Source organism: Sporosarcina luteola, assembly GCF_007991495.1.
Taxonomy (GTDB): Bacteria; Bacillota; Bacilli; order Bacillales_A; family Planococcaceae; genus Sporosarcina; species Sporosarcina luteola.
In genome coordinates this window covers 23171-46305 of the sequence record NZ_BJYL01000038.1, presented here as the reverse complement: position 1 = coordinate 46305, position 23135 = coordinate 23171, and the positions used below count along the sequence as shown (strand labels likewise).

The following is a 23135-nucleotide window of genomic DNA, read 5'->3' as shown; positions in this document are numbered from 1 at the left end:
TAAATCTAATTATTTCAGTCGACCAAGTCCAAAAGTTCTTTCCCTAAGTCTCCAGCGTTTTTCACGAATACATCACGAACAGGTGCAGCCGCGTCTTTCCATACATCCAGCTCATCTTGTGGTACGACATAGACTTCCATTCCATTTTCTTCAAGTGCTTTTGCGGATGTAGTATCCTCTTTTTCCGCTTGCTCCCGGATCCAAGTTTCCGTTTCAGCCGCCACTTCTGTCAGAAGATCTTGTGTCTTCTTTGGAAGCCCATCCCAGTAGTCTTTATTGACAGCCAATAAGAATTCAAGATATGCATAGTTATTGATCGTCAAGTATTTCGTTACTTCATCATATTTTCGTTGAAGCATCGCTGTCGTACCTGAAGTTGCTCCATCTACCGTGTCACGTTGAAGAGCCATATATACTTCCCCTCCACCCATGAACACCGGTGAAGCACCGTATGCTTGTATCAATTCAGAAGGCAAATCCCCGATACTTCTAATCTTCAAACCTTTAAAGTCTTCAGGAGATGTTAAAGGACGCTTGTTATTGGCAAATTGGACATAGCCATAATCAGCGAACATAAGAACTTTCGCACCTTTTTCTTCCATTGCACCTCGAAGCTTATCACCAAATTCACCGTTCACCGCTTCACCTACAGCGGAGTAGTCATTGAATACATAAGGAACATCGAAAATTCCCATTGCTGGTACCGTGGACGCCCATAGAGTGGATGAGTTCACACCCATTTCAACGCCACCAGAAAGAATTGACTGATTCATGTCCTTATCGCTGAGTAATTGCCCTGCAGGATATACTTGCACTTTCACTTTTCCATCGGATTTCTCGGTCACTTTTTTTGCAAAGTCTTCGATACCGACTGAGACATGATGATCTTGGGGCAAGTTGTAAGCTAAGCGGATCGTCGTTTCTTCGTATCCGCCCCCGCTATCTGCAGCTGCTTTATCATCCGATTTTTCGCTGTTGCATGCAGACAGTAAAACCATCCCGATTACTGATATGAACAAACCTAACAGCCATTTTTTCATCATTCATTCCCCTTTTCCTTTTGTTTTTCCACATGGCGGATTCTTCCCAGTGGTTTTTTTGTTGATAAACTTGCGGCATAATCAGCAGCACTCAACAGATTTCGAAAATCGACCCCTGTTGAAATATTCATTCTCTCAAACATATAAACTAGATCCTCTGTAGCCAAGTTTCCTGCTGCGCCTGGTGCAAATGGACAGCCGCCGATGCCGCTTGCAGACGTTTCGAAAATACGCACACCCGCCTTATAAGCTGAATATGCATTCGCCAATCCGAGCCCACGAGTATCATGCAAATGGATAGCAACAGGCGTGTCACCTGCAATTGCAAGTACTTCCTTCATTAGTCTTTCGACATGATCTGGAGTTGCAATTCCGATAGTGTCCGCAATCCCAATTCTATCGACTCCAGCCTCTTTTATACGTCGGACGATTTGCAGTACATTCTCTTCATCGACATCTCCTTCATACGGACAACCGAAACTGACAGCAACCGAGAAGCATGTTTTGACGCCTTCTTTTTTCGCTTCCTCCAAAACTGTAAGAAACTGTGACATATTTTCCTCGATTGTCATTCCGATATTCTTCTCATTGAACGTTTCCGTAGCAGCACTGACCCAGTTCACTTCCGATAATCGATGCTCCTTTGCCCGTTCAAACCCTTTTAGATTGGGTATCAATGCAATTGCCTCGAGACCTTCCTTATCAGAAAGCGCTTTAAGCAACTCGTTTGCATCCGCCATTTGCGGCACTTTTAACGGGTGGACGAAAGAAGTCACTTCAACTTTGCGGATCCCCGCATCGGTCAGTTTGTTGACAAGCTGCAATTTTTGTTCGACTGTTACCGGTTTTGGTTCGTTTTGCAAGCCGTCGCGGGGGCTGACGTCAATGATTGTAACGCCGTCCATTTAAATGACCCCTTTCTCTCTCAGACGTTTGAATTCTTCTTCCGATAAACCAATGAAATCCGTATAGACTTCTTCGTTGTGAGCGCCAAGCAACGGGCCATTCCACTCGATATCCCCCGGCGTTTCCGATAGCTTCGGCACAATCCCTGGAACGGTCATTTTCACTCCGTCCTCCAATACGATCTCCTTCAACATATCGCGTGCTTGGTAATGTTCATCATTCACGATGTCATTGATTCCATAAATTGGTCCTACTGGTACCGAAGCTTCATCCAGAATTCGTCGAACTTCATCCATCGAGTGTTTCTTCGTCCATTCTTCAATCGCACCATCTATAAGTTCTACATGATCCGCGCGTCCTTGGTTAGATGCATAAAGCGGGTCATTCGCCAAATCATTTCTTCCGATTGCTGTCATGAGACGTTGGAAAATACGATCTCCATTCCCGCCGATGACAATGTGCTTTCCGTCAGCACATTTGTAAGTGTTTGAGGGGGCGATGCCTGGCAAAGTGCTTCCCGTCCTCTCTCTTACAAGTCCCGTCAAATCGTATTCTGGAAGAATACCCTCTAGCAGGCTGAATACCGCTTCGTAGAGCGCCACATCAACGACCTGCCCTTTCTTCTCCGGATCTTCATCTCTCGCACGGAGTGCCATCAATGTTCCGATTACCGCGTACAGACCCGCAATCATGTCACCGATCGCAATACCCGCCCGAACTGGTGGACGATCTGGATATCCTGTCAAATAGCGCAGACCGCCAATCGCTTCAGCAACGCTCCCGAAGCCAGGCTTTTCCTTATAAGGACCTGTTTGTCCATAACCGGAAATCCGGGTAAGAATAATAGATGGATTTACTTTCTTTAGTTCCTCATAGCCAAGCTCCCACCTTTCCAATGTCCCTGGCTTGAAATTTTCAAGAACAACATCCACCTTGCCAATCAATTTCCTTACGATTTCCTGTCCTTCAGCTTCACGAAGATTGATTGTAACCGATTTCTTATTTCTGCTTTGGACGTACCACCAGACGGAAGTATCCTCATGCATTACACGCCAATTGCGTAGCGGATCACCATTTTTAGGTTCTTCCACTTTAATCACTTCTGCCCCGAATTCAGCAAAAAGCTTTCCGGCATAAGGTGCCGCGACCAAATTCCCCAATTCCAATATCTTTACGCCTTCAAGAGGTTTTCTTTTACTCAACATGGTTGTTATTCCCCCTACTTGGCAGCCAATTTCATGAATAGTTGATAATCATGTTCAATATGCTGCCTCATTAGTTCCCGAGCATTATTCCCGTTTTGATCAACAATCGCCTGAAAGATTTCTTTATGATCTTCGATTGCTTCCTGTGCATAGCCCGGATTCTTTTCCAAAATCGCCTTTCTGTAAAAGCTATTAACACCACGTAATTGCAATGTCATTGTTTCTAGAAATGGATTTCGACTTGCACAAACAATCGATTCGTGAAATTTGAAGTTCACTTCTAGTAACTCTTTCAAATTATTGTCCTTAATTTTCCTTTTCATGTCATGTATAAAGGATGCCATAGTTGCAACCTCTTCCTCATTTCTGCGTTGCGCAGCATAATAAGCTGCAAGTGATTCCATCTCCACTCTTATTTCGTAAAGGTTCCGGTAATCTTCTGTCGATGGATTGGCAACAGTCACCCCACCAGTTGCATGTACATCTAACAAGCCATCCTTCTCTAGCATCCTGACAGCTTCACGAATCGGACTACGGCTCACTTTCAAAGTCTCAGAGATTTTCTCTTCAATCAGCCGCTCACCCGGAGCGATTTGACCCATAATGATCCTGTTTTTCAAATACTCATAGACTTGTTCCTTCAAAGTCGTTTTTTTAACTATGAACTGCGACATTATTACCACCTCATTTCCCGTCGACGGTATACGGTATACTAGAGTCAGAATAAACTAATGGTTTTAATTTGTCAATTATATTTCAATATAGTAAATCATCAGTCTATCTTAAATTCATCACAATAAAACCCGCCCCTTCCAAGTCCAGCTAGATTGAAAGGGGCGGGTTTTATTGAATTGGTTCTACTTAGTATTAAAATAATGAGATCTTTATCCTAATTTTTTCAAGTCTTTACTTCCATTTGTAAATTACTTGTCTTAGTTAATATAATCAAACTTAGCTTTGTAGCGCATTTGATCAAACATCTCTTGAAGTACAAAAAGACCCTACAATGTAGGGTCTTTTTCCAGCTGTTATTAAGCTTTTTGAACGTTTGTAGCTTGTAGGCCACGTTGTCCTTGTTCGATTTCAAATGTTACACTTTGACCTTCGTCTAAAGATTTGAAACCATCGCTTTGGATTGCTGAGAAATGTACGAATACGTCTTCTCCACCTTCACGCTCGATGAAGCCAAAACCTTTTTCTGCATTAAACCACTTAACTGTACCTTGTTCCATAATTGTTGCCTCCTGGTGCGGATATCCACACAATATGATACTATCCTTGCTCAAATCCTTAGACGAAAAGCAAAATACATTCTGTAAAGTATATTCTCAATCTAAACAGAACAAAAATAATTCTTCTTAAGAATAACAGGTATCTGATGAAAAAGCAAATAGTATTGTTTGGTGCTTGAATTTATTAATGAGCAAGCTTATTTTATTTTCAGCAAATCGAAAGGTGTAATGATCCCTATCAATTGTTCATCGTCATTAGCGTTTTCTGTAATAAGCAATGCTTCCAAACGTGTACCTCTTGTAATCGCTCGTTTAAAGTAATCTTCAGCTTCATACACAGAAAGGTCTTTTTCGACAAATTCAAACGACTCTTTGCGTTTTTCATAATCGTAAACAGCAGAAAGTGTCGGTATTTCCCGGGGAATGGAATCTTCTGTCGATTGACCGGCCAACCAATATGTAATGCCGGCAGCCGTAATCAGTCCTTGAAATTTCCCGTTCTGATAGATAGGTACTTGACTGAATTTATTCTCATACATCAACTTCAAGGCAGCAATTAGAGAATCTGTAGATTGCAGTGTATGTACTTTACAGCCGAACAGCGCCCCCACATTGAGCGGATTGCTTAATTTCCGCTCGATCTGCTCGATACGGTCCACAATTTCATCATGGGGTTCAGCGATGACATAGTCGATGTCAGTTCGATGATGGACAATCGCATTACGCAAATCCCCGAACTCCCGCAAATCATCTTCGTATTTACGAACAACGGAGTTTGTAATCTTCACTTTGTCAATAAGGCGATAAAATGGGGAATAACTACTCTCGCCCACTTTTTCAGCTAATAATTTCTCAATCCGATTATACGCTACGATGAAACGGTCCGAATTTTTCACAGTCATGTGCCAATGCAACTCCTTTTAACAAAGTATACCCATTATCGATAACTAAGATAAACGCTCGAAAATTTTTCGAATAGAATTGCAATTAATCTCTCCTCTTTATACAATGAAAACGGGAGGAGCGATCTTATATGGGTATTCGGAATTTGAAACAGCACCTGTAATGAGAATAAAATTACAGGAGGAATAAACATGACAACAAACGAATGGGTCATTCCCTTTTATCGAAAACAATTTGAATGGTTACGCGACATAGAATCAGATATGACTAGTTATTTGCAGAAGGACGCTGAGAAAATCGAGGAGCAGATTGGCATTAAGTTCAAAACAATGCTTGATATTGGAGCTGGGATTGGCAGTATCGCCCGGGCTTTAGACATCCGTGGCATCTCGATGACTACGTTGGAACTAGTTCCTGATTTAGTCGAAGCTTCAAGACTACGTTCACCGGAAACGATTGACATTCATATGGGGGATTTCTACACATATACCTTTTCCACACAATTCGACGTCGTCAGCTATTTCGACGGTTTCGGCATCGGTTCGGACAACGATCAGCTTGCACTTCTAAAACGGATGAGAAGCTGGATGAAAGATGACGGCTTTGCACTCATTGATATCTATAACCCGAACTACTGGCGTACCATTGCAGCAGGGCATAAGATGAAAATTGACGATGCAGAGCGGATCTATTCATTTGACGAAGAAAACTGTCGAATGATCGATAGCTGGTGGCATAACAAGAATCCGGATGATGTCGTTACACAATCGCTGTGCTGTTATGCAGTTGACGAAATAAGTGCGATGTGTGAAAAAGCCGGATTGACAATCACCGGGATTTTTCCTGGTGGAGCAATGGATTTCGACAAATGGGCATACACCGAGACGGCCCCGTTATCCAGTTGCCTCTCCTATCGAATCAAATTGAGAAAGACCATTTAATGAAAAAACACCTTTCCGTATTTAAGTACAATACGGAAAGGTGTTTTTTATTTTTTCATTGTATCTAAGCAAACAAGAACCATTTCAGCCCGGCCTAAAAATCAGTTGCCTGCAATATTTAGGCACCAAGTGAAGTTTTCCCAAGCGGAATACCAGCCGGTGAAAAGCTCGTGCGAATCATCCCAACGAACTTCGAATTTCTTATGACCTTCTACCTCCACCAAATACAACGCCAGGGTGTTATCCTCCTTGGATATCGCTAGTTGCATGCCGTTTTGAAGTTCTTCCTCCGTAAACGGTACATCTGAAACCGAACGCAGCTGTGCTTGTTCAAATACTTGCTTGTTACTGATTCTATAATTCATAATTAGCCTCCACTAAAACAAATATTCTTTGTATCAGTTTATACTTCTTCTGTAACTCATTGAAGTTCCGTAGTATATTTTATATCTATTTTGCGATGAAATCAAAGCAGAAATAATAAATTTCCTTTTCGGTATTTAATAATTGCTGCGGATTTGCAGAATAGCTTTTCTCACAGAGACTGATTATAAGTGTGCAAACACACGGCCACCGTAGTATTTCTTGATTCTTTTATATTTCAAGACAATTGCCAAGACAATTTTATATTACGATAAGGTTCCAAGTTGCCAATGGATTTGTTACATTTTTATAATGGGCCATGCGTGTTTCATCTCGAAACGGGTATCGTACACAAATATAGCCCATTATGCTAGTCCAAAACAGGGGATACAATGACCTATTTAAGGGGAGAGGTAATAGTAGCACCCAATCGTCCTCTCAACGTAAAGGAAAGGTGAAATTGAATGATTGAACTCAACCAGATAACCACATTATTTCTAGCGGCAGCATTGTACCTACTTGGCATGGCGCTTGTGAATCGGATCGGCATCCTTGACCGGTTCCTTATTCCGGCACCGGTCGTTGGCGGTCTGCTGTTTGCGATTGGAGCGCTTATCCTGAAATCATCCGGCATTGTGGAAATTTCATTGGATACTTCATTGCAATCCTTGTTCATGATCGCCTTTTTCACGACAGTGGGCCTCGGTGCAAGTTTTAAGCTGATCAAGCTGGGCGGTAAGCTCTTGATCATCTATTTGCTGCTGTGCGGCGTAACCGTTTTCATGCAAAATGTCATTGGCGTTTCCCTTGCGAAAGTGTTCAATATTGAACCATTGCTTGGCGTTATGAGCGGCGCCGTGTCAATGAGTGGCGGGCACGGAGGAGCGGCTGCATATGGTCAAACGATCGAGGATCTCGGCATCACATCTGCCGTGACGATCGGCATGGCCGCCGCGACACTTGGTCTGATCTGCGGCAGCTTGTCAGGCGGTCCGATTGCCCGGCATTTGATCGGCAAGCATAATCTGAAGCCGAAGGCAGGCACAGTGGAAGAGTATGTAGAAAAAGATGAAAAGCCGATCGGCCAGCATTCTTTCATGGTTCAGGTGACGATGATCACTTTATCAATGGCAGGCGGGACATTACTCGGCGACCTGTTCACAGGAGCAACTGGATTCGTTTTACCCGCATACATAGGTGCGATGTTTGTCGCGGTGCTTATTCGTAACATCGTTGACCGATTCCTGCCGGGAACCGTCAATATGAAGGAAATCAATCTAATCGGGGACGTGTCGCTCGCCATCTTCCTGTCCATGGCGCTCATGAGCATTAAGCTATGGGAACTCGCGGATCTGGCACTTCCGCTCGTCGGCATTATCTTCATTCAGACAGTCTTTATTATCGGATTCTCTGTGTTCATCATGTTCCGCGCACTCGGTAAAGATTACGATGCAGCAGTCATGATTTCCGGTTTCCTTGGCCACGGCCTCGGTGCAACACCAAACGCGATGGCCAATATGGGCGCCACTGTGAATAAGTTTGGTCCTTCACGCACCGCGTTCTTAGTCGTCCCGATCGTCGGCGCGTTTCTGATGGACGTCATTTTCAGCGCACCGATAATTATTACGACAATTAACTTGTTAGCGCCTAAATAACTTTGACGGTGCCTGTGTAAGGAACTGCTCACTAAAATATAAAGTCACATAACAAACAATTCAGCATATGTTTTCGACTTGGAATAACAATAGAAAAAAGCAAGAAGAGGCGCACAGATTATTATGTCTGTGTGCTTTTCCTTGCCCAATTCCTATATATAAGTTCCGTATTACTTGTTCTACGATCGCGCCCGATTGCAGTAAATCAAGGATGTGCTGAAACTTAAAATCCCGTTATTTTTTCAATGACATATTAACTGCTTCATGTGCATGTATATAAGCTGTGTTAAATAAAGGAATATCAGAATCCTCCGGTTTGATCAATAGCCCAATTTCTGTACATCCTAATATAATTCCTTCTGCTCCAGATTCGATTAAACCTTGGATAACCTTTTTATAATAATCCCTTGATGTCTGATGAATCAATCCTAAACACAACTCATCATAAATAACTTTGTTTATAATTTCTCTCTCATTGTCATTTGGCACAATCACGTTTATACCGTTGGATTCTAGGCGTGATTTGTAAAAGTCTTGTTCCATCGTGTATTTCGTGCCAAGTAACCCTACAGAACTAATTCCCCGTTCTTTAATTTTGGCTGCTGTTGCATCAGCTATATGCAAAAGTGGAATATTGATTTTTAATTGTATGTCATCTATAACCTTGTGCATCGTATTGGTACAAATGACAATGAAGTCTGCTCCCCCTTTTTCCAATGAAAGGGCAATCTCGCTCAAAACCTCACCGGCTTTTTTCCAGTCACCTTTTGATTGGTAACGTTCAATTTCTTCAAAATCAACGCTGTATAAAAGACATTTTGCCGAGTGCAGACCTCCTAATTCCCTTTTCACCTCTTCGTTAATAATTCGATAATATTCAACAGAGGATTCCCAGCTCATCCCACCAATAAGACCAATAACCTTCATGTTTAATCCCCCTACCATTAGTATTTGTTATTTCTTCTATAACTTCGATTTCCCTCTTAAATATTTCTCTTTGATTCAGCATAATGATCCTATTGCCGTAAACAGTTATGCGCCAGCTACGCCCGCTTATTGCTTGATTAAAGTTGCCATATCTTTTTCGATTTCAAAAACTAGAAAATCATCATCTTCCTCAACGACTTCCTTTAAATACCTAAATTCTTTATCTATTATCATTTCGAAGTAGTTAGTTTCGCTATTTAATTCAAAAACTGGACATTGATCAAATCTAACATCACCAATAAAGATTGCTCTCCTCTTTTTCATTTTCACTCATCCTTTCTAATTGCACATTTTCTCCCAAATCTTCCGAACCCGCTATTTTCTCCTAGTTTCTCTATTACTTTCGAGCCCTTGTATACTGTGCGATCGTGCTACAATAATCACCCCGCATATTCCGGGTGTCCGTGTTGCTTGCAGCCAAACAGGTAGCAACCACCTTCATGGTGCAGTTCAAATTCGAGAGCCGGTCGGAATCCCGCCTGCAATTTTGCAAACAATCGCTGCAGTCCACCCAGTTCTGCTTCCAGCTCTTCTATCCTTTCAGCTTTATCGGTTTCAGACCAATTTTCATCACAATCTTCCAGTCTTTCTTCTTTTATTTCACTATGCTTGCTGGCAATCGCCTGATCGATCACTTGTCGACAAGCCTGCAATTCTTGCAAGTGAAATAAAACATACGCATACCGGCTGATCACATAAGGCGAAACAAAATAGTCCTCCCACTCTTTTTCAAACATCTCCCGGGCTTCCTGCAAACAGCCTATTTCCACATAAGCATCTGCCGCTTCGATAGCCCCTAGATAATGTTCTGACTCACAATTCCACCTGTCTACTATCAATTTAGCAACTGCCGTCTCTTCGTTTTGGATGCGCGCAATCACTTCATACCAACTGATGCAATCCGAGTCCTCGGCAATCGAATGGAACCCTTCTGCCGCTTGGCTGAAACGGCCAGTATGAAAGTCGGCAACCGCTAAATTATGAATTGCTGCAGGAGAAGGCTGAATGGTGATTGAGTGGTTCAGAATTTTCCTAGCGCCTTCCCAGTCTTTTTCCTTTAGCGCAATTTCACCGAGCATATTATACGGAAAATAAGACCGCGGCTGCAGTGTCATCACTTCTTCTAGAAGCGGTTTTGCACGGTGTACATCTTCTTCTTCGTATACATACATCCATGCCAGATTATTTAATGACTGCACAGTACGCTCCTCTATAACCGCTTGTTCCAGCAGCCCAAGTGCCTCTGCATATTTATTTTCTTCAAACAACTGAAGCGCCTTTTCATTGATATCCATATCATGTACCTACTTTCCTTGCTAATATTATCTAAATTCAGCGTCACTTTATGAATTTTAAGTATGACATACCATCGTTCTTTCTTCAGCGTTGAAATGAACCCCTTTCTTGCTCACCTCGTCAGTTATCTACTATTCTAAATGTATATCAGATCGAGAGGGCGATAATAAATGAATAAGAGAAAAGAGAAGAAAGTGGGCACTCGATACAATTTGCTGAGACAGGCAAAAAGGCAAACGCAAAAACGGAAAGGCGAAAAGTGCATTGCATATGCTATGGTAGAGATGGGTGCAAATGACTTAAGGAGTTTTCAAAAAGACGGTTTTGACACCGAATACCCTTGCGAAACCCATTGGCTTGTGAAGGTCCTTCATCGCAAAAATGTTTATTTCGATAAGAAGCACGCTCCTTTTCAGACGCTTATTTACCCATGTACAAGCGAAGGGACGAGCGATTCTGAGGGTCCGGTGCATATTATGTTTCATTGGAGAGAACACCCTGATGAAATGCTGCCGTTTTTTGAACGGATTGTGAATGACATGAAGCACGATCAATATTGGGATGCCGATTACTGAGTGCTTTCATACTTGGAAGGGTTGAAGTGATTCATCGTAATAGATAGCCTCATAAAGCAGATCTTTTACAGTTTGTTTTAATTCCCAATACCTCCCCTGTAAAAATGAAGAAAACGGCAGCCATCCTCTGTTTTGATAAGAGGGGGCCGCCGTTTTTATTTTGATTAATAAATCGTACTTGTGTCTGGCGTTTTAAAAATTGCTTTCTTGTTGTATTCAACATATTTAACAAACATCGCACCCAAATAACGAGTAACCTTCATTGCCAAAGGCGCTAATCCTATGCCGATGAGGAATAAAATTAAGCTAAGTACCGTTTGCAAGACATTAAATTGCTGGAGTTCCAATACGTTTACTATTACTAATAAAACCGGCGATACAATAAACGAAATAGCAATTGTCCATAAAGCAAACAGCAGCCCTGCTACTGCAGCTGCGATTCCGGAGAAAACAATTACATTAAACGAAATGACGCCAAATAGACCCAAATAGTTCATCCTCTTCACTAACACCCCTCCATCCCTTCTAACCCTTTGACTAGTACTTCTCTATTTTTAATTATAAACGAATTCCAATAATTGCAATCAGACTCCAGACTGATTTAATGGTCCTATCTTATACAACAATCCTCTGGTTGGCCATTTTTTCAATTCAACTTCATCTTCATCCCTTCATGGGTTGCCTGGAACCCTAACCGTTCGTAAAAGCGTATGGCGTCCTCTCGCGTTTTATCAGTAGTCAGCTGGACGATGTGGCAGCCACGCTGTTCGGCCCGTTGGATTGCCCAGTTGATGAGCTCTGATCCTATTCCTTTTCCTCGTACGGTTGAACAGGTCCTTACCCCCTCGATCGTTGCACGCCATCCACCTTGACGGGTCAAATGGGGGGTGAATGTGATTTGTTGGACACCAATGATTTTATTTCCGAGACACGCAACGACAAGTTCGTTGTTGGGATCTGCATCAATCGCATGAAACGCATCACGGTACACTTCCGGTAAGGGAAGGACGAATTGTTCCCGTGTTGCCCCTAACTTGTCATCCGCCAGCATCTCCACGATTCGTTCCAAATCTTGTTCTGTTGCTAAACGAAATATCGTATCATTCGCCAATTGAATCGCCTCCTTATTTCTTCATCTCAACATACAGGCAATACTCTGTCTTCTTATTATTCATTTTAGCACTCTTTCCCAAATCCCACATATGACCATCTGAATACGCAAATAAGCCAACCGGGATAGGAACGGTTGGCTTATTTATTTTATATAATCCTAAAGTAACTATCCGATATAAACACTCTCACACGTTCCTGCTAGCGGTTCATAAAAACAATGATCTTTATACTGTCCAGTAAAAGGTTGCCCGTACCAGGTTGGCGGACACGGAGCATACGGATTAAAGTACCAAAGGGCGAACTTCGCTGGATGTTCCCTCCAATGATCCAAATTTTGTTTTGCTAATCTTTTTTCAGTAGGTCTCGCTCTTTGATAAAACAAGTTTCCTTTTTGAACAGCTTCAAAGGAATAATTATTTCCTTGCACTTGGAAAATGACATCATTAATCGTCCGTACGTCTCTAAAGTCTAAGCAATCTGCTATAGCGCGGTTAACAATTACATTTCCAACGTATAACATCCCTTGCTTTCCTTCACCCTCGGCTTCCGCTCTCATCATCCTTGCCATTACATCAATGTCTGCATCTCGGTATTTAACTCTTGGCATTTTTCCACCCCAACTATAGGGTATGAGGGGAAGTGTACTTTGATGTCATATTTAAAGTCACAAATTGACCTTCACTCTTCCTACCGTAATTGGCAGGCCGAGTGAACAGGTACTGCAAGAGCACATGAATATGCCAAGCTATTAAAAGACAAGCATTTGAATCAGTAGTTAAACAGGGTGTTTTTAGTTTTGGCTTAAACGTCAAAGTACTAGAAATTAAAGCAGGAGAAGATATTCCAATAGACATATTGAATGTCTTATGGCAAGATCATAAGCTAAATGCTATGGACAACCCTTATGGAACGTGTCATGCTCGTTTTTAACAGTGTGCCTAAAGAGGCAGGTATATCAAAAGCTATACTCTATAACAACAAGGATTTCCGTGGAGGATTGAAACTTTATGAGATCAACTATTACAAGTTTCTTCACCGAAACAAGTTAAAGGAGAATAACTACTCATGATTACTAGGGATCAACTTGAAAATAATCAAGTTTGGATATATGTCATTGTATTACTAACAGCTGCTGGATTCGGATTAATAGTTCCTGATTCTTCAGGACATTTAGATATAACGATTTCTGTGATCATCGCTATTTTGATGTTTAGTATGTTCTCACAGATTCCTTTTACATCTTTAAAAAAGTCGTTTGCTAATCGACGTTTTATCAGGGCTCTTTTAACGGTTAACTATATTGCAGTACCCATCGTGGTATGGCTTCTATCAAAGTTATTACCCGATTATCCACCATTATTACTTGGCGTCTATTTAGTTTTACTAACCCCTTGCATTGACTATGTAATTGTTTTTACAGCATTAGGTCGTGGAAATGAAAAGCTGATACTGATGTCAACACCGATCCTCTTCATTACGCAACTAATCCTTTTACCTCTGTATTTATGGCTGTTTATGGGAGGGGATGCAGCAGGAATCGTGGAACCTGTTCCATTCCTGGAAGCATTTTTCGGTCTTATCATTATTCCACTAGGGATTGCTATTGTTATACAGCTGCTTGCAAGAAAATCACCTATTGGCAATAAGATATTAGATTTATCGGCATGGCTGCCCGTTCCTTTCATGGCTCTTACCCTTTTTGTGGTCGTTGCGTCTCAAATCGGCAAATTATCTGCCTATATGGACTTAATTATCAAAGTCATTCCTATATATGTTGCCTTTATGATTGTCGTACCTGTTGTTTCTCGGTTTATCGCTAAGTGGTTTAGGCTGGATATAGGATCAGGTCGAGCTCTAATCTTCAGTGGCTCAACACGCAATTCGCTTGTGGTTCTTCCTCTGGCCTTGGCGTTGCCCGACGAGTTAAGCACACCAGTAGCTGCTGTAATCGTGACGCAGACAATTGTTGAGCTTGCAGGTGAACTAATTTATATTCGCTTAGTACCTAATCTACTTTTACGTAAAGAAACAAAAAAGATCCCTAAAGAACAATTTAGGGATGAAAGATGATATCCATGCTGGTGTAAATATAGGATATTTCTAAACGCAAGCCGGAAAACCTCCAGCTTGCTTGTTTACTTTATTTATTCACCCCTCGCCTCTCGCTTTGATAGGCCAATGCAGCCAATGAAAACAATAAGGAACAACAGAATCTTTTTTATCTCAAAAACGTCCGGCATGCTTTTGGTGAAAACAAATTGGATAAAACTATGCGCCCCGACAACTAATACAGCCATTACGGCACTTCCAATAACAATGTTTACATTCTTCATAACGGCACCTCCATTTGATAGTTCTTCCTTAACGATATCAATAGACAAGATCTCTATTTTGATTAAAGATGCGGTCTCTTTGAAATGACTTCGCAGTTTTGATCAAAACCTGCCACCAGTCGTACGCTATAATAATTTGCAAGGAGGGAGTATCTTGGAAGATGAACGGATGATCCAGCGAGCGGTTGAATGGATTGAAGAGAATTTACAGCGGGAAATTCAACTTGCGGATGTGGCAAGTTTTTCTGGTTACTCGAAGTTCCATTTTCACCGATTATTTCAGTCTGTCTTGAGTATGAGTGTGGATCAATACATCCGTACACGGAGACTTGCTGTCGCGGCTGTTTTATTGATTCATTCGGATGAAAGAATTTTGGATATTGCATTTTTTGCTTCATTCAACTCTCAAGAGGCGTTCAGCCGTGCCTTTAAGAAGACGTATCGTTTAGCACCAGGCGAATATCGAAGGATTATGAGGAGCATTCGTTTCAAACAAGAGGAGGGGTTTATGATGCAAGAGATGAAAGGCTGGTTTTTGAGCGGAAGTCATCCGCATCTGTACAAGATGGGGATCGATCGACAAGTTGTTCATACAGGGAATGCTTCGGGTTATCTGCATTCTCAGTTCGTTACTGAAGCGGAAGAATTCGCGACGATGATGCAGCAATTCAAAGCGGATAAATTTCTTGGGAAGCGATTGAAGCTTTCCTGTTTCATTAAATGTGAAGACGTCGACCAGTTTTCCGGGGCTTGGATGCGCGTTGACGACCAGTTGGGCGATGTACTGCAGTTTGATAATATGGGCAATCGCCCTATTAAAGGAACGCTAGACTGGAATTACTATTCAATCGTGCTTGACGTTCCTTCTCGGAGCCAAACGATCTCATTCGGCGTACTTTTGCAAGGGAAAGGAAAGCTCTGGGTGAATCAATTCCAATTTGAAGAAGTGCCTGAAACTTATGCGACGACAAATTTGGAAATAATGCCCGAACTACTCGACGAGCCGGTGAACTTGTCATTTGATGAATAAAAAGATAAAAAAAGTGGCAAAACATCAGGCTAACCAAACACCCCAGAAGTTAGACTTTGTCTCTACCTTCTGGGGTGCACGTCATTTTCTGCATTCAACATTGAATTAACACTTTAAAGTAACCCGCGTAATGAGCGGATATGTGAGTACTATACATACAATCCCTAACCCGCCTAACAAATGAAGGGACAAATACATATTTTCCAATGTCCACTTGAATATTCCGCTCATATCGCCTAATGTAAACCAAATAAATCCAACTAGCCCTATGACTACAGCGATCCCTAGCATCCAAATATAACCGAATCGGTACAATGCTGCTGAAAGAAGGGTCCCTATTCCAACGAGGAAGATGCCTAAAAGTATATCCACCCAGAAATAGGAGAGTGCGTTTGATACTCCGAACAAACTGGCAAGGTGGAATACATGTGTTGTACTCTTCGTATGCTCCGTTAGTAAATCGGACAGTTGGAAGAAGACGTTATTCACAATCATCAGGGATACGATCAATATGAAGGAGCTGATAATAAAACTTGTAAAATAATTGACACGCGTACCGCCAAGCCCGATCGTCGATTTGAGGGGATCACCGAACATGAAGTAAGGTAAGATGAGTAACATTCCGTAGATTGGTCCGGAAATAAAGGGATGAAAGTTATCTGGCCCTACGTAATATCCAATCCCACTATAGACAATGACCAACAGTAATGTTATTGCAGTAAAGAGATAAAATTGCACTTTTAAATCTTTTAAAATGATTGAAACTGGTCCTTTTAAATGGTTCATATCCATCACTCCTAAGAAGTTATATTCACAAGAAAATCTTGCATCGATGTTTTTTCTATTTGAATACCATTCCGTTCGCATGATTCCTTCAGTTCCTTTGTCATGGCCACATTAGCCATCACTTTGGACCGTCCCATGATCTGTGCTGTTTCTAAAATGTCTATAGAGCTGACTACGCTTTTTATATCTTCTATTTTCCCCATCATACTGACACCTTGTGTTTGAAAGTATTCGATTGGTTCGTGAAATTTAATGCTTTTGTCTGATATGATCAGCAACTTTTCACAAAGTGGCTCAATTTCATTAATATGATGGGAAGAAATCAAAATATAGCGTGGGTTTTTATCGTAAGATTTCTTTAAGGCTTGAAAAAATTGTTTTCGTGCATGAGCATCTAAGCCATTTGTCGGCTCATCAAAGATTGTCACTTTCGAATGACTTGCTAAACCGATGACAAGCTGAACCATCGTATGCATCCCTTTTGAAAAGGAAGCGATTTTCTTTTTTCGTGGCAATTTGAATTGTTCAACGAGTGTATCTGCTTCTTCCTGATCCCAATTTTCATTGAAAAGGGAGGCGAAATACATTGCGTCTTTCACAGTCCAGCTTTTCCCGAAGTGATGATCCTCCCTTAAATAGCTAATGTTTTTGGAAACTGCATGATTATTAAATGGATGTGCATTCAATACACATACATCTCCTGAAACTTCACGTTCTTGGCCGGATAATAATTTCATTAACGTTGTCTTACCTGCACCATTTCTTCCCCATAGCCCTGTTATGACAGGTGAATCCTCATCAAAAGTGATGTTTTCTAAAATCAACTCATCTCTATATTTAAAATTGACGTTTCGAATATCAATAATCTTCATAGTGTTCACTCACCCTTTTTAGTAGTTCTTCTTTAGACATTTCTAATCGTTTGGCCTCTTCAACTAAAGATTGAATATACGTTTTCGAAAAGTCCTCCATTCTGTCTTTGAGTAATTTACTGCGGGCTTCTGGAGCAACGAATACGCCAATCCCGCGTCTTTTTTCCACAATGCCTTCATCCACTAAAATCCCGACACCTTTTTGTGCAGTCGCTCTATTAATACTGTAAAAGTCAGATAGTTCTGTAGTGGAGGGAATCTGTTCACCTTCTTTGATTCCACCTTCCACAACGGCATCCTTTATCATGTCTGCTATTTGAATAAAAATTGGAATTTGATCATTTAAGTTAACTTTCATTGGAGCACTCCTTTTGAACACTCGGTCGGTTGATTAGTTGTGTAATCAACCATACTTCGTATACTATGTTTTGTCAAGGTGAAATAGTGATTATCAAAAAAACTGTGACAGGTAAAAACCGCAAATTCGGACAAGATAGCAGGATGCCCTTTTCCTATAATCAGGTGGAGGGGGAAGATTATGAAGATATTAAACAGAAAAGACCCATATGTAGTTTACTTGTTCACATGCTTTTTATCGCAGCTGTTTTTCACTTTTATCTTTACAGTGAACTTGCTGTACCACGTCCAAATTGTGAAGCTCGATCCGCTCCAGCTTGTTTTGGTCGGGACGGTTTTGGAGCTGACCGTTTTCCTATTTGAAATTCCAACCGGCGTGATTGCCGACGTCAAAAGCCGCAAGCTTTCTCTTATCATCGGCTATTTATTAATCGGATTTGGATTTATGGTTGAAGGGATTTTCCCGCTGTTTGCAGCTGTCATTTTCTCTCAAATTGCATGGGGCATCGGCTATACGTTTACAAGTGGAGCCCAGCAGGCTTGGATTGCGGATGAAATCGGGGAAGAACGGGCGTCTCTTGCATTTATTAGAGGAGCGAAATTCGGGAAGCTTGGTCAAATCATCGCAATTCCTCTCAGCATACTGACGGGTTACTTTATGATTAACTTACCGATTATCATAGGTGGCGCCTGCATGCTAGGGATTGCAATTTACTTACAGTTTTTCATGGAAGAGAAGAATTTCAAGCCTTTACAGACAGGCGAAAGGATTTCAGCGTGGAAAAGCATGAAGGGAAATATGCAGAAGATCGTTGTCTATTCCAAAGCGAGCTTCCTCATGAGGATGTTGCTTCTGATTGCATTGTTTATCGGATTGTACAGCGAAGGTTTCGACCGATTATGGATGACGCATTTCATTGACGTCTCTGCTTTAGCTACATTATCGACGGAAAAGCTAGTCCTATTTATGGGCGGGCTTCAATTCATCGTCGTCATACTTTCATTCACGGTTCTTCACTTTATGAACCGAAGTACGATCCACTTGAATTTGCGATATATTTACATTTCACTTTTTATTGGATGCTCGCTTATTGTCATTTCACTTATCGGCTTCGCACTCTCTGCGTTCGTCGTCAGCTTACTAGTCTTTTACCTCCTGATCGAAGTGACAAGGCAAGTAATGTATCCGTTAGAGGACATTTGGCTGAATAAAATCATCCCTGATTCCTCGACACGCGCGACCTTCTTTTCAGTAAAAGGCCAAGTCGATGCTATCGGCCAAATCGGCGGTGGGCCGATCATCGGAGTGATCGCATCACGGTTCGCCGTGAAAACGGCAATCATTGCAAGTGCTTGCTTCGTCATGCCCGTGTTGCTTTTATATAAAACCGTATTGAAAAAAGACAAAGCGTGATCCAATCACACTTTGTCTTTATCTTTTATTGGCACATAAATTTCCATCGTGATTTTCTCATAAATCCAGTCATGGCACAGTTCATCGTAATACTCAAAATCATACCCTCGTTCATCGACTTCGTAAGACGATTGTGGCAGCCAATCCTCCAATATGAATTTCCACGTTCCTTTAATCGCCGGGACAAACTGGTCCACATCTACTGGAGGAATCTTGAATACAGCATACGTTGCGGGTTTTATATGCAGCTTCGTCAGCCCTTGTGGGAGTTGGGTATCCTCATGATCACAATCGACTGCAAATAAGTACGTAAACGTGCGATTCATGTCCCGATTATTCAGGTTCACGCAATACTCTCCATGTTTTTTCGGAGAAAGCTTTTCATACAACATCGTTTCGATTGCCTCTTCCGGCGCGATGCGCTGATCCCAGAACGCAGGAGCATCCCTCGTAAAAAATACGTCGTTAACTTTGCTTTCATACGTTTTCCCGGCAATCGTAAAGCCATTCTTCTGCACGATTTTCGGTTGCATGACGATGCCGCCAACTTCTTTTTGGTGCAAGTTCAGTAAATCCAGTTTAGGCGGCAATGAAGTTGGACAATGCAGTCGGTACAAGCTCGGCGGACTTCCAAACGTTCGTTTAAACGCTTTTGTAAATCCTGAATGAGTTTCAAACCCATATTCAAGCGCAATCTCAATCACTTTTTTCCCGTTCACCAACTCGAATAATGCGTGTTGCAGCTTCCTTTTCACGACATAATCCATAACGGTATAGCCGATATGCTGGTGAAAGATCCTGTAAAAATGAAAAGGCGAGTAGCCGGCCATTTTTGCTAATTCCTCGGGCTTTATCTCTTCTTTTATATGAACTTCAATATAGTCAATGACCTTTTGTAATAATGCTATCTGTTGAACCGAAAACACCCACCTTTATTTCTGTATTTTCTCAGCTACTAGTAATTATACGCATTCTGCAACCTCGAACCAACAAGGATTTTATGGTTTCGGTTCCACGCTAGAACATTGGAATTTTCACCACGGCTGGATCGTATGGTAAAATAGTGATGTAAACTAAGAAATCATTTGAAAGCGAGATGGAATTATGGACCTCCGGATTCGTGAGGTGACAACTGATAATTGGCGTTCTGTCGTTGCATTATCTGTGTCAGAACAGCAAAATCAGTTCATTGAGAGTAATGCTTTTTCATTGGCAGAGAGTAAGTTTGAAGATAACGGAATTTCCGTCGGCTTGTATGACGGGGAGACGCTTGTTGGTTATGGTATGTATGGATGGCATTCCATTTCGAATCAAAGCGCGTGGTTAGATCGTTTTATGGTTGATTACCATTTTCAAGGAAATGGGTATGCGAAGCGATTTTTGCCTCTTTTGATCCAACATATCCAGGGCCGGTATGGTTGTAAGAAAATCTATTTGAGCGTCCATCCTGACAATAAGCGTGCGATTAAGCTATACGAAGACTTCGGTTTTCACTTAACCGGTGAAGTTGACGATGCCGGTCCTGTTGTCGGGGTTGTCATGGAATTGATTCTACAATAGGGTACCTGCGCAACATCTGATTATGATCGTTTAACTAGATTATATATAAGCATAGAAAGAAGCCAACCGAATTTTCTAGCGGTTGGCTTCTTCATTTATCGGCCTTGCCTTCGAAACATTATTGTACGATGCCACAAGCTATGCGGTCGCCGGAGTTACCGGATGGCTGAGTTTTTCCGTCATCTGCTTCTGCGTGGATGACGAGCGCTGTTCCGCCATTATGGAATAGTGAGTTTTCTTCATCGGCTTTCAATGTAAGATTTTGAACGAAGAACTCTTCTTTCACCGTTCCATCCGGGCCTACTTCTAGGTTCGGCAAATCGCCGGCATGCGGGCCTTCTTCGTGATCAAGTCCATGGCTCGATTCTGTCGGATTAAAATGCCCTCCCGCCGATTCAAAATCAGGCGCTTCACATACCCCTTTTTCGTGGAAATGAAAACCATGAGTTCCTTCAGGCAGATCCTTTGCGTCCACCATTATTCGCAATGCGTCTTCTTCCTCGGTCAATTCCGTCGTTCCTACCGACTTTCCGTTGCTATCCATTAGGTGTACAGTAACGGACGGCAATTTATCGCCTTCTGCGACATCGTCTTCAGTCGGATCGGTAGTCGCTTCATCATCGACCTCAACATCTGTGCCTTCTGTTCCAGTAGCCGAGTCATCTTTCCCATCGGTGCATGCTGCGAAAACAAAAACACAGGTGAGAATCATTGTAAGCCAAATCCACTTTTTCATATTCACACGCTCCTTCTAGCAAAGTACTGACACCTTTACATTTCACTATTTGCCATGTTGTAAACAGATTTCAAGTAAAAGAGCACTTACCGACCACCCGAAATGGGATGTATTTACAATAATGCAAGAAGGAATCCCTAAAAAAAGGTGCCTGCCACCAACACAATTCTGAATTGTGTTGGTGGCAGGCACCTTTATCCGTGCTTTTCTTCCCGGCTTTCCACCTGTATGATAGATTTAATATCATTTAAGGAGCTTCCTAATGAATCCAGACATCTTCCATTACATTGTCATCACTTCAATTTCCGGGGTCTTGTCTCTTATTCTTGCGTTGTATGCGTTCTCAAAAAGAAGAATCTTGTCCAGCAGCACGATTTTCGTCTGGATGTCCGTTTTCTCTGCCATCTATATTTTTGGCCATGCGTTGGAATTAGCGAGCGGCAGTTTGGAGGAGAGCATCATTTGGTTAAAGGTGCAATATTTCGGAATGCCTTTCGTTCCACCGCTTTCCTTGTTGCTTGCGTTGCAATTTATCGGTTCCGAAAAGGGACATCAAGCTCGATTCGCCATTCCTTTGTTCATCATCCCTGTTTTCACTACCCTTTTCTGTCTCACAAATGAAGTCCATCATTTTATGTATCGTGATATCTATTTGCGTCCTGGCGAGGTTCAGCCGCTCATCGATATCGTGGCGGGCCCTTGGTATGTTGTCCATGGTAGTTTTACGTTTGGATGTCTATTGCTTGGCGCCATTCTTTTGGCGCGTTATTGGTTGCAGACAAAAGCGAAGTACTGGAAGCAAGTTTTAACGATGATCATCGGATTTTTCATTCCAGTGATAGCTTCGTTCCTTTACTTGCTCGGGCTGTCTCCTTATGGGATGGATCCCGTTCCGATTGTCATGTGCTTCACTTCCGCCTTGTATTTATGGGCAATCTTGTCAACTAAACTTTTCGTCATTGCGCCAATTGCCCGAGACCGGATTTTTGAGAGTATGCGAGACGGGGTACTCGTGATCGATATGGCGAATCAGCTCGTCGACTATAATCGTGCTGCGCGCAAAATCATCCAGGCGCTGCACTTTTCGAAGATCGGCAGTCTTGTCAATGAAATTTGGGCAGACAGCGGCATTGGCCCCTTCCCTTTTCCTGAACATCCGGCAGAAGAGGAGCAAGAGGTGGAATGGATACATCCGAACAACAACAGCTACTACCAGATTCATATTGCCCCTGTGCGGAATCAGAAAGGTGATGTTGTCGGCCGAACGATTGTTATTATCAATACGACTAAACAAAAGGCATTGGAAAAACGGTTGACGCAGCTCGCCTATACAGACGGTTTGACTAAAATTTTCAATCGTGCCTATTTGTTCGAGAAATGTGAAGAAGTTGTGGAGATTGCGGCTCAACACCAGCAGCCATTAGCACTCATAATGTTCGACATAGATTTCTTCAAGAAGATCAACGACAATTTCGGACATGCTGTCGGAGATGAGGCAATCCGTCATGTCGTATACATCTGTAATCGGCACATGGGCCCTGAATATATTTTCGGAAGATATGGCGGGGAGGAATTTGTCGTTTGTTTGCCAGATACAACATTGGATGAAGCTGGCATCTTCGCAGAACGAATTCGAAAAGATATAGAAGACACGCCACTTTCTACTAGCGAAGATGAACTAATTATCACTGCCAGTTTCGGCGTATCCGGACTGCAAGGCGCCGTCCGTTCGCTGGATGTTTTATTGCAAGAGGCGGATCGTGCCTTATACGTATCAAAAGAGAACGGGCGGAATACCGTCCATCTTGCCGACCAAGCTGTATTCGTGTAA

Annotated in this window: 27 protein-coding genes and 1 pseudogene; 9 read left to right on the top strand and 19 right to left on the bottom strand. The window is 42.1% G+C overall.

Annotated features, from left to right (window positions below; genetic code table 11):
• Window positions 1–14 precede the first annotated feature (14 nt).
• The 6 genes from SLU01_RS14145 to SLU01_RS14120 form a co-directional block, all read right to left on the bottom strand.
• Complete coding sequence (locus SLU01_RS14145) at window positions 15–1040, bottom strand: TRAP transporter substrate-binding protein (protein WP_147059441.1); 1026 nt, start codon at window positions 1038–1040, stop codon at window positions 15–17.
• Window positions 1040–1945: a hydroxymethylglutaryl-CoA lyase gene (locus SLU01_RS14140; RefSeq protein WP_147059439.1), complete on the bottom strand. Its 906-nt coding sequence runs from the start codon at window positions 1943–1945 to the stop codon at window positions 1040–1042. The genes SLU01_RS14145 and SLU01_RS14140 overlap by 1 nt, the downstream gene beginning before the upstream one ends.
• The gene (locus tag SLU01_RS14135; protein ID WP_147059466.1) at window positions 1946–3148 is read right to left on the bottom strand and encodes a CaiB/BaiF CoA transferase family protein; all 1203 of its coding nucleotides are present in this window, start codon (window positions 3146–3148) and stop codon (window positions 1946–1948) included.
• Window positions 3149–3165: 17 nt separating this feature from the next.
• The gene (locus tag SLU01_RS14130) at window positions 3166–3825 is read right to left on the bottom strand and encodes a GntR family transcriptional regulator (RefSeq protein ID WP_147059437.1); all 660 of its coding nucleotides are present in this window, start codon (window positions 3823–3825) and stop codon (window positions 3166–3168) included.
• 357 nt (window positions 3826–4182) lie between these two features.
• Entirely contained in the window at window positions 4183–4383 is a 201-nt protein-coding gene (locus SLU01_RS14125) for a cold-shock protein (protein WP_147058293.1), read from the bottom strand.
• 197 nt (window positions 4384–4580) lie between these two features.
• Complete coding sequence (locus tag SLU01_RS14120; RefSeq protein WP_147059435.1) at window positions 4581–5285, bottom strand: CBS domain-containing protein; 705 nt, start codon at window positions 5283–5285, stop codon at window positions 4581–4583.
• Window positions 5286–5477: 192 nt separating this feature from the next.
• Here SLU01_RS14120 and SLU01_RS14115 point away from each other — a divergent pair, with 192 nt between their 5' ends.
• Window positions 5478–6227, top strand: coding sequence for a class I SAM-dependent methyltransferase (locus SLU01_RS14115; RefSeq protein ID WP_147059433.1), 750 nt, complete (start codon window positions 5478–5480; stop codon window positions 6225–6227).
• 101 nt (window positions 6228–6328) lie between these two features.
• Here SLU01_RS14115 and SLU01_RS14110 read toward each other — a convergent pair whose 3' ends face one another.
• Window positions 6329–6592, bottom strand: coding sequence for a hypothetical protein (locus tag SLU01_RS14110; protein ID WP_147059431.1), 264 nt, complete (start codon window positions 6590–6592; stop codon window positions 6329–6331).
• A gap of 462 nt (window positions 6593–7054) precedes the next feature.
• On the opposite strand from SLU01_RS14110, the gene gltS reads away from it, so the two are divergent.
• Window positions 7055–8245 carry a sodium/glutamate symporter gene (gene gltS, locus SLU01_RS14105; protein ID WP_147059429.1) on the top strand — a complete coding sequence of 397 codons (1191 nt, stop codon included), beginning with the start codon at window positions 7055–7057 and terminating at the stop codon, window positions 8243–8245.
• A 234-nt stretch (window positions 8246–8479) separates the two neighbouring features.
• On the opposite strand, the gene SLU01_RS14100 is transcribed toward gltS, so the two are convergent.
• From SLU01_RS14100 to SLU01_RS14090, 3 genes are all read right to left on the bottom strand, one after another.
• Window positions 8480–9172, bottom strand: coding sequence for an aspartate/glutamate racemase family protein (locus SLU01_RS14100; protein WP_147059427.1), 693 nt, complete (start codon window positions 9170–9172; stop codon window positions 8480–8482).
• Between the two features lie 126 nt (window positions 9173–9298).
• Window positions 9299–9496, bottom strand: a complete 198-nt coding sequence (locus SLU01_RS14095) for a hypothetical protein (RefSeq protein ID WP_147059425.1) — start codon at window positions 9494–9496, stop codon at window positions 9299–9301.
• Window positions 9497–9612: 116 nt separating this feature from the next.
• Entirely contained in the window at window positions 9613–10527 is a 915-nt protein-coding gene (locus SLU01_RS14090) for a tetratricopeptide repeat protein (RefSeq protein ID WP_147059424.1), read from the bottom strand.
• 171 nt (window positions 10528–10698) lie between these two features.
• On the opposite strand from SLU01_RS14090, the gene SLU01_RS14085 reads away from it, so the two are divergent.
• Complete coding sequence (locus tag SLU01_RS14085) at window positions 10699–11103, top strand: hypothetical protein (RefSeq protein WP_147059422.1); 405 nt, start codon at window positions 10699–10701, stop codon at window positions 11101–11103.
• Window positions 11104–11267: 164 nt separating this feature from the next.
• Here SLU01_RS14085 and SLU01_RS14080 read toward each other — a convergent pair whose 3' ends face one another.
• The 3 genes from SLU01_RS14080 to SLU01_RS14070 form a co-directional block, all read right to left on the bottom strand.
• On the bottom strand, window positions 11268–11609 hold the full coding sequence (locus SLU01_RS14080) for a DUF1700 domain-containing protein (protein ID WP_147059420.1): 342 nt from the start codon (window positions 11607–11609) through the stop codon (window positions 11268–11270).
• Window positions 11610–11749: 140 nt separating this feature from the next.
• Window positions 11750–12214, bottom strand: coding sequence for a GNAT family N-acetyltransferase (locus SLU01_RS14075; protein ID WP_507772826.1), 465 nt, complete (start codon window positions 12212–12214; stop codon window positions 11750–11752).
• A gap of 168 nt (window positions 12215–12382) precedes the next feature.
• Window positions 12383–12823 (bottom strand): cell wall hydrolase, encoded by a 441-nt coding sequence (locus SLU01_RS14070; RefSeq protein ID WP_147059418.1) that lies wholly within the window; start codon window positions 12821–12823, stop codon window positions 12383–12385.
• Between the two features lie 143 nt (window positions 12824–12966).
• Between SLU01_RS14070 and SLU01_RS18275 the strand changes: the two are divergent.
• Together SLU01_RS18275 and SLU01_RS14055 are read left to right on the top strand one after the other, a co-directional pair.
• Window positions 12967–13140 (top strand): annotated as a pseudogene (locus SLU01_RS18275) (tyrosine-type recombinase/integrase); the annotation flags it as partial.
• 141 nt (window positions 13141–13281) lie between these two features.
• Window positions 13282–14286 carry an arsenic resistance protein gene (locus SLU01_RS14055; protein WP_147059416.1) on the top strand — a complete coding sequence of 335 codons (1005 nt, stop codon included), beginning with the start codon at window positions 13282–13284 and terminating at the stop codon, window positions 14284–14286.
• 74 nt (window positions 14287–14360) lie between these two features.
• Here the strand turns inward: SLU01_RS14055 and SLU01_RS14050 are convergent, their stop codons facing one another.
• Window positions 14361–14549, bottom strand: coding sequence for a hypothetical protein (locus SLU01_RS14050; protein WP_147059415.1), 189 nt, complete (start codon window positions 14547–14549; stop codon window positions 14361–14363).
• Between the two features lie 169 nt (window positions 14550–14718).
• Here SLU01_RS14050 and SLU01_RS14045 point away from each other — a divergent pair, with 169 nt between their 5' ends.
• Entirely contained in the window at window positions 14719–15579 is an 861-nt protein-coding gene (locus SLU01_RS14045) for a helix-turn-helix transcriptional regulator (RefSeq protein WP_147059462.1), read from the top strand.
• A gap of 105 nt (window positions 15580–15684) precedes the next feature.
• On the opposite strand, the gene SLU01_RS14040 is transcribed toward SLU01_RS14045, so the two are convergent.
• Genes SLU01_RS14040 through SLU01_RS14030 form a run of 3 tightly spaced genes read right to left on the bottom strand, consistent with a single transcriptional unit; the run spans window position 15685 to window position 17595 of the window.
• A complete protein-coding gene (locus SLU01_RS14040) occupies window positions 15685–16365 on the bottom strand; it encodes a hypothetical protein (RefSeq protein ID WP_147059413.1) in 681 nt (226 codons plus the stop codon).
• A gap of 11 nt (window positions 16366–16376) precedes the next feature.
• Window positions 16377–17237, bottom strand: a complete 861-nt coding sequence (locus tag SLU01_RS14035; RefSeq protein WP_147059410.1) for an ATP-binding cassette domain-containing protein — start codon at window positions 17235–17237, stop codon at window positions 16377–16379.
• The gene (locus tag SLU01_RS14030; RefSeq protein ID WP_147059408.1) at window positions 17224–17595 is read right to left on the bottom strand and encodes a GntR family transcriptional regulator; all 372 of its coding nucleotides are present in this window, start codon (window positions 17593–17595) and stop codon (window positions 17224–17226) included. Before SLU01_RS14030 ends, SLU01_RS14035 begins: the two co-directional genes overlap by 14 nt.
• A gap of 180 nt (window positions 17596–17775) precedes the next feature.
• Between SLU01_RS14030 and SLU01_RS14025 the strand changes: the two genes are divergently transcribed.
• On the top strand, window positions 17776–19008 hold the full coding sequence (locus tag SLU01_RS14025; RefSeq protein ID WP_147059406.1) for an MFS transporter: 1233 nt from the start codon (window positions 17776–17778) through the stop codon (window positions 19006–19008).
• A gap of 5 nt (window positions 19009–19013) precedes the next feature.
• Here SLU01_RS14025 and SLU01_RS14020 read toward each other — a convergent pair whose 3' ends face one another.
• Window positions 19014–19934, bottom strand: a complete 921-nt coding sequence (locus SLU01_RS14020; RefSeq protein WP_246110995.1) for an AraC family transcriptional regulator — start codon at window positions 19932–19934, stop codon at window positions 19014–19016.
• A 178-nt stretch (window positions 19935–20112) separates the two neighbouring features.
• Between SLU01_RS14020 and SLU01_RS14015 the strand changes: the two genes are divergently transcribed.
• The gene (locus SLU01_RS14015; protein ID WP_147059404.1) at window positions 20113–20568 is read left to right on the top strand and encodes a GNAT family N-acetyltransferase; all 456 of its coding nucleotides are present in this window, start codon (window positions 20113–20115) and stop codon (window positions 20566–20568) included.
• 118 nt (window positions 20569–20686) lie between these two features.
• On the opposite strand, the gene SLU01_RS14010 is transcribed toward SLU01_RS14015, so the two are convergent.
• Window positions 20687–21304, bottom strand: a complete 618-nt coding sequence (locus SLU01_RS14010) for a superoxide dismutase family protein (RefSeq protein ID WP_147059401.1) — start codon at window positions 21302–21304, stop codon at window positions 20687–20689.
• A gap of 262 nt (window positions 21305–21566) precedes the next feature.
• On the opposite strand from SLU01_RS14010, the gene SLU01_RS14005 reads away from it, so the two are divergent.
• Window positions 21567–23135: a histidine kinase N-terminal 7TM domain-containing diguanylate cyclase gene (locus SLU01_RS14005; protein WP_147059400.1), complete on the top strand. Its 1569-nt coding sequence runs from the start codon at window positions 21567–21569 to the stop codon at window positions 23133–23135.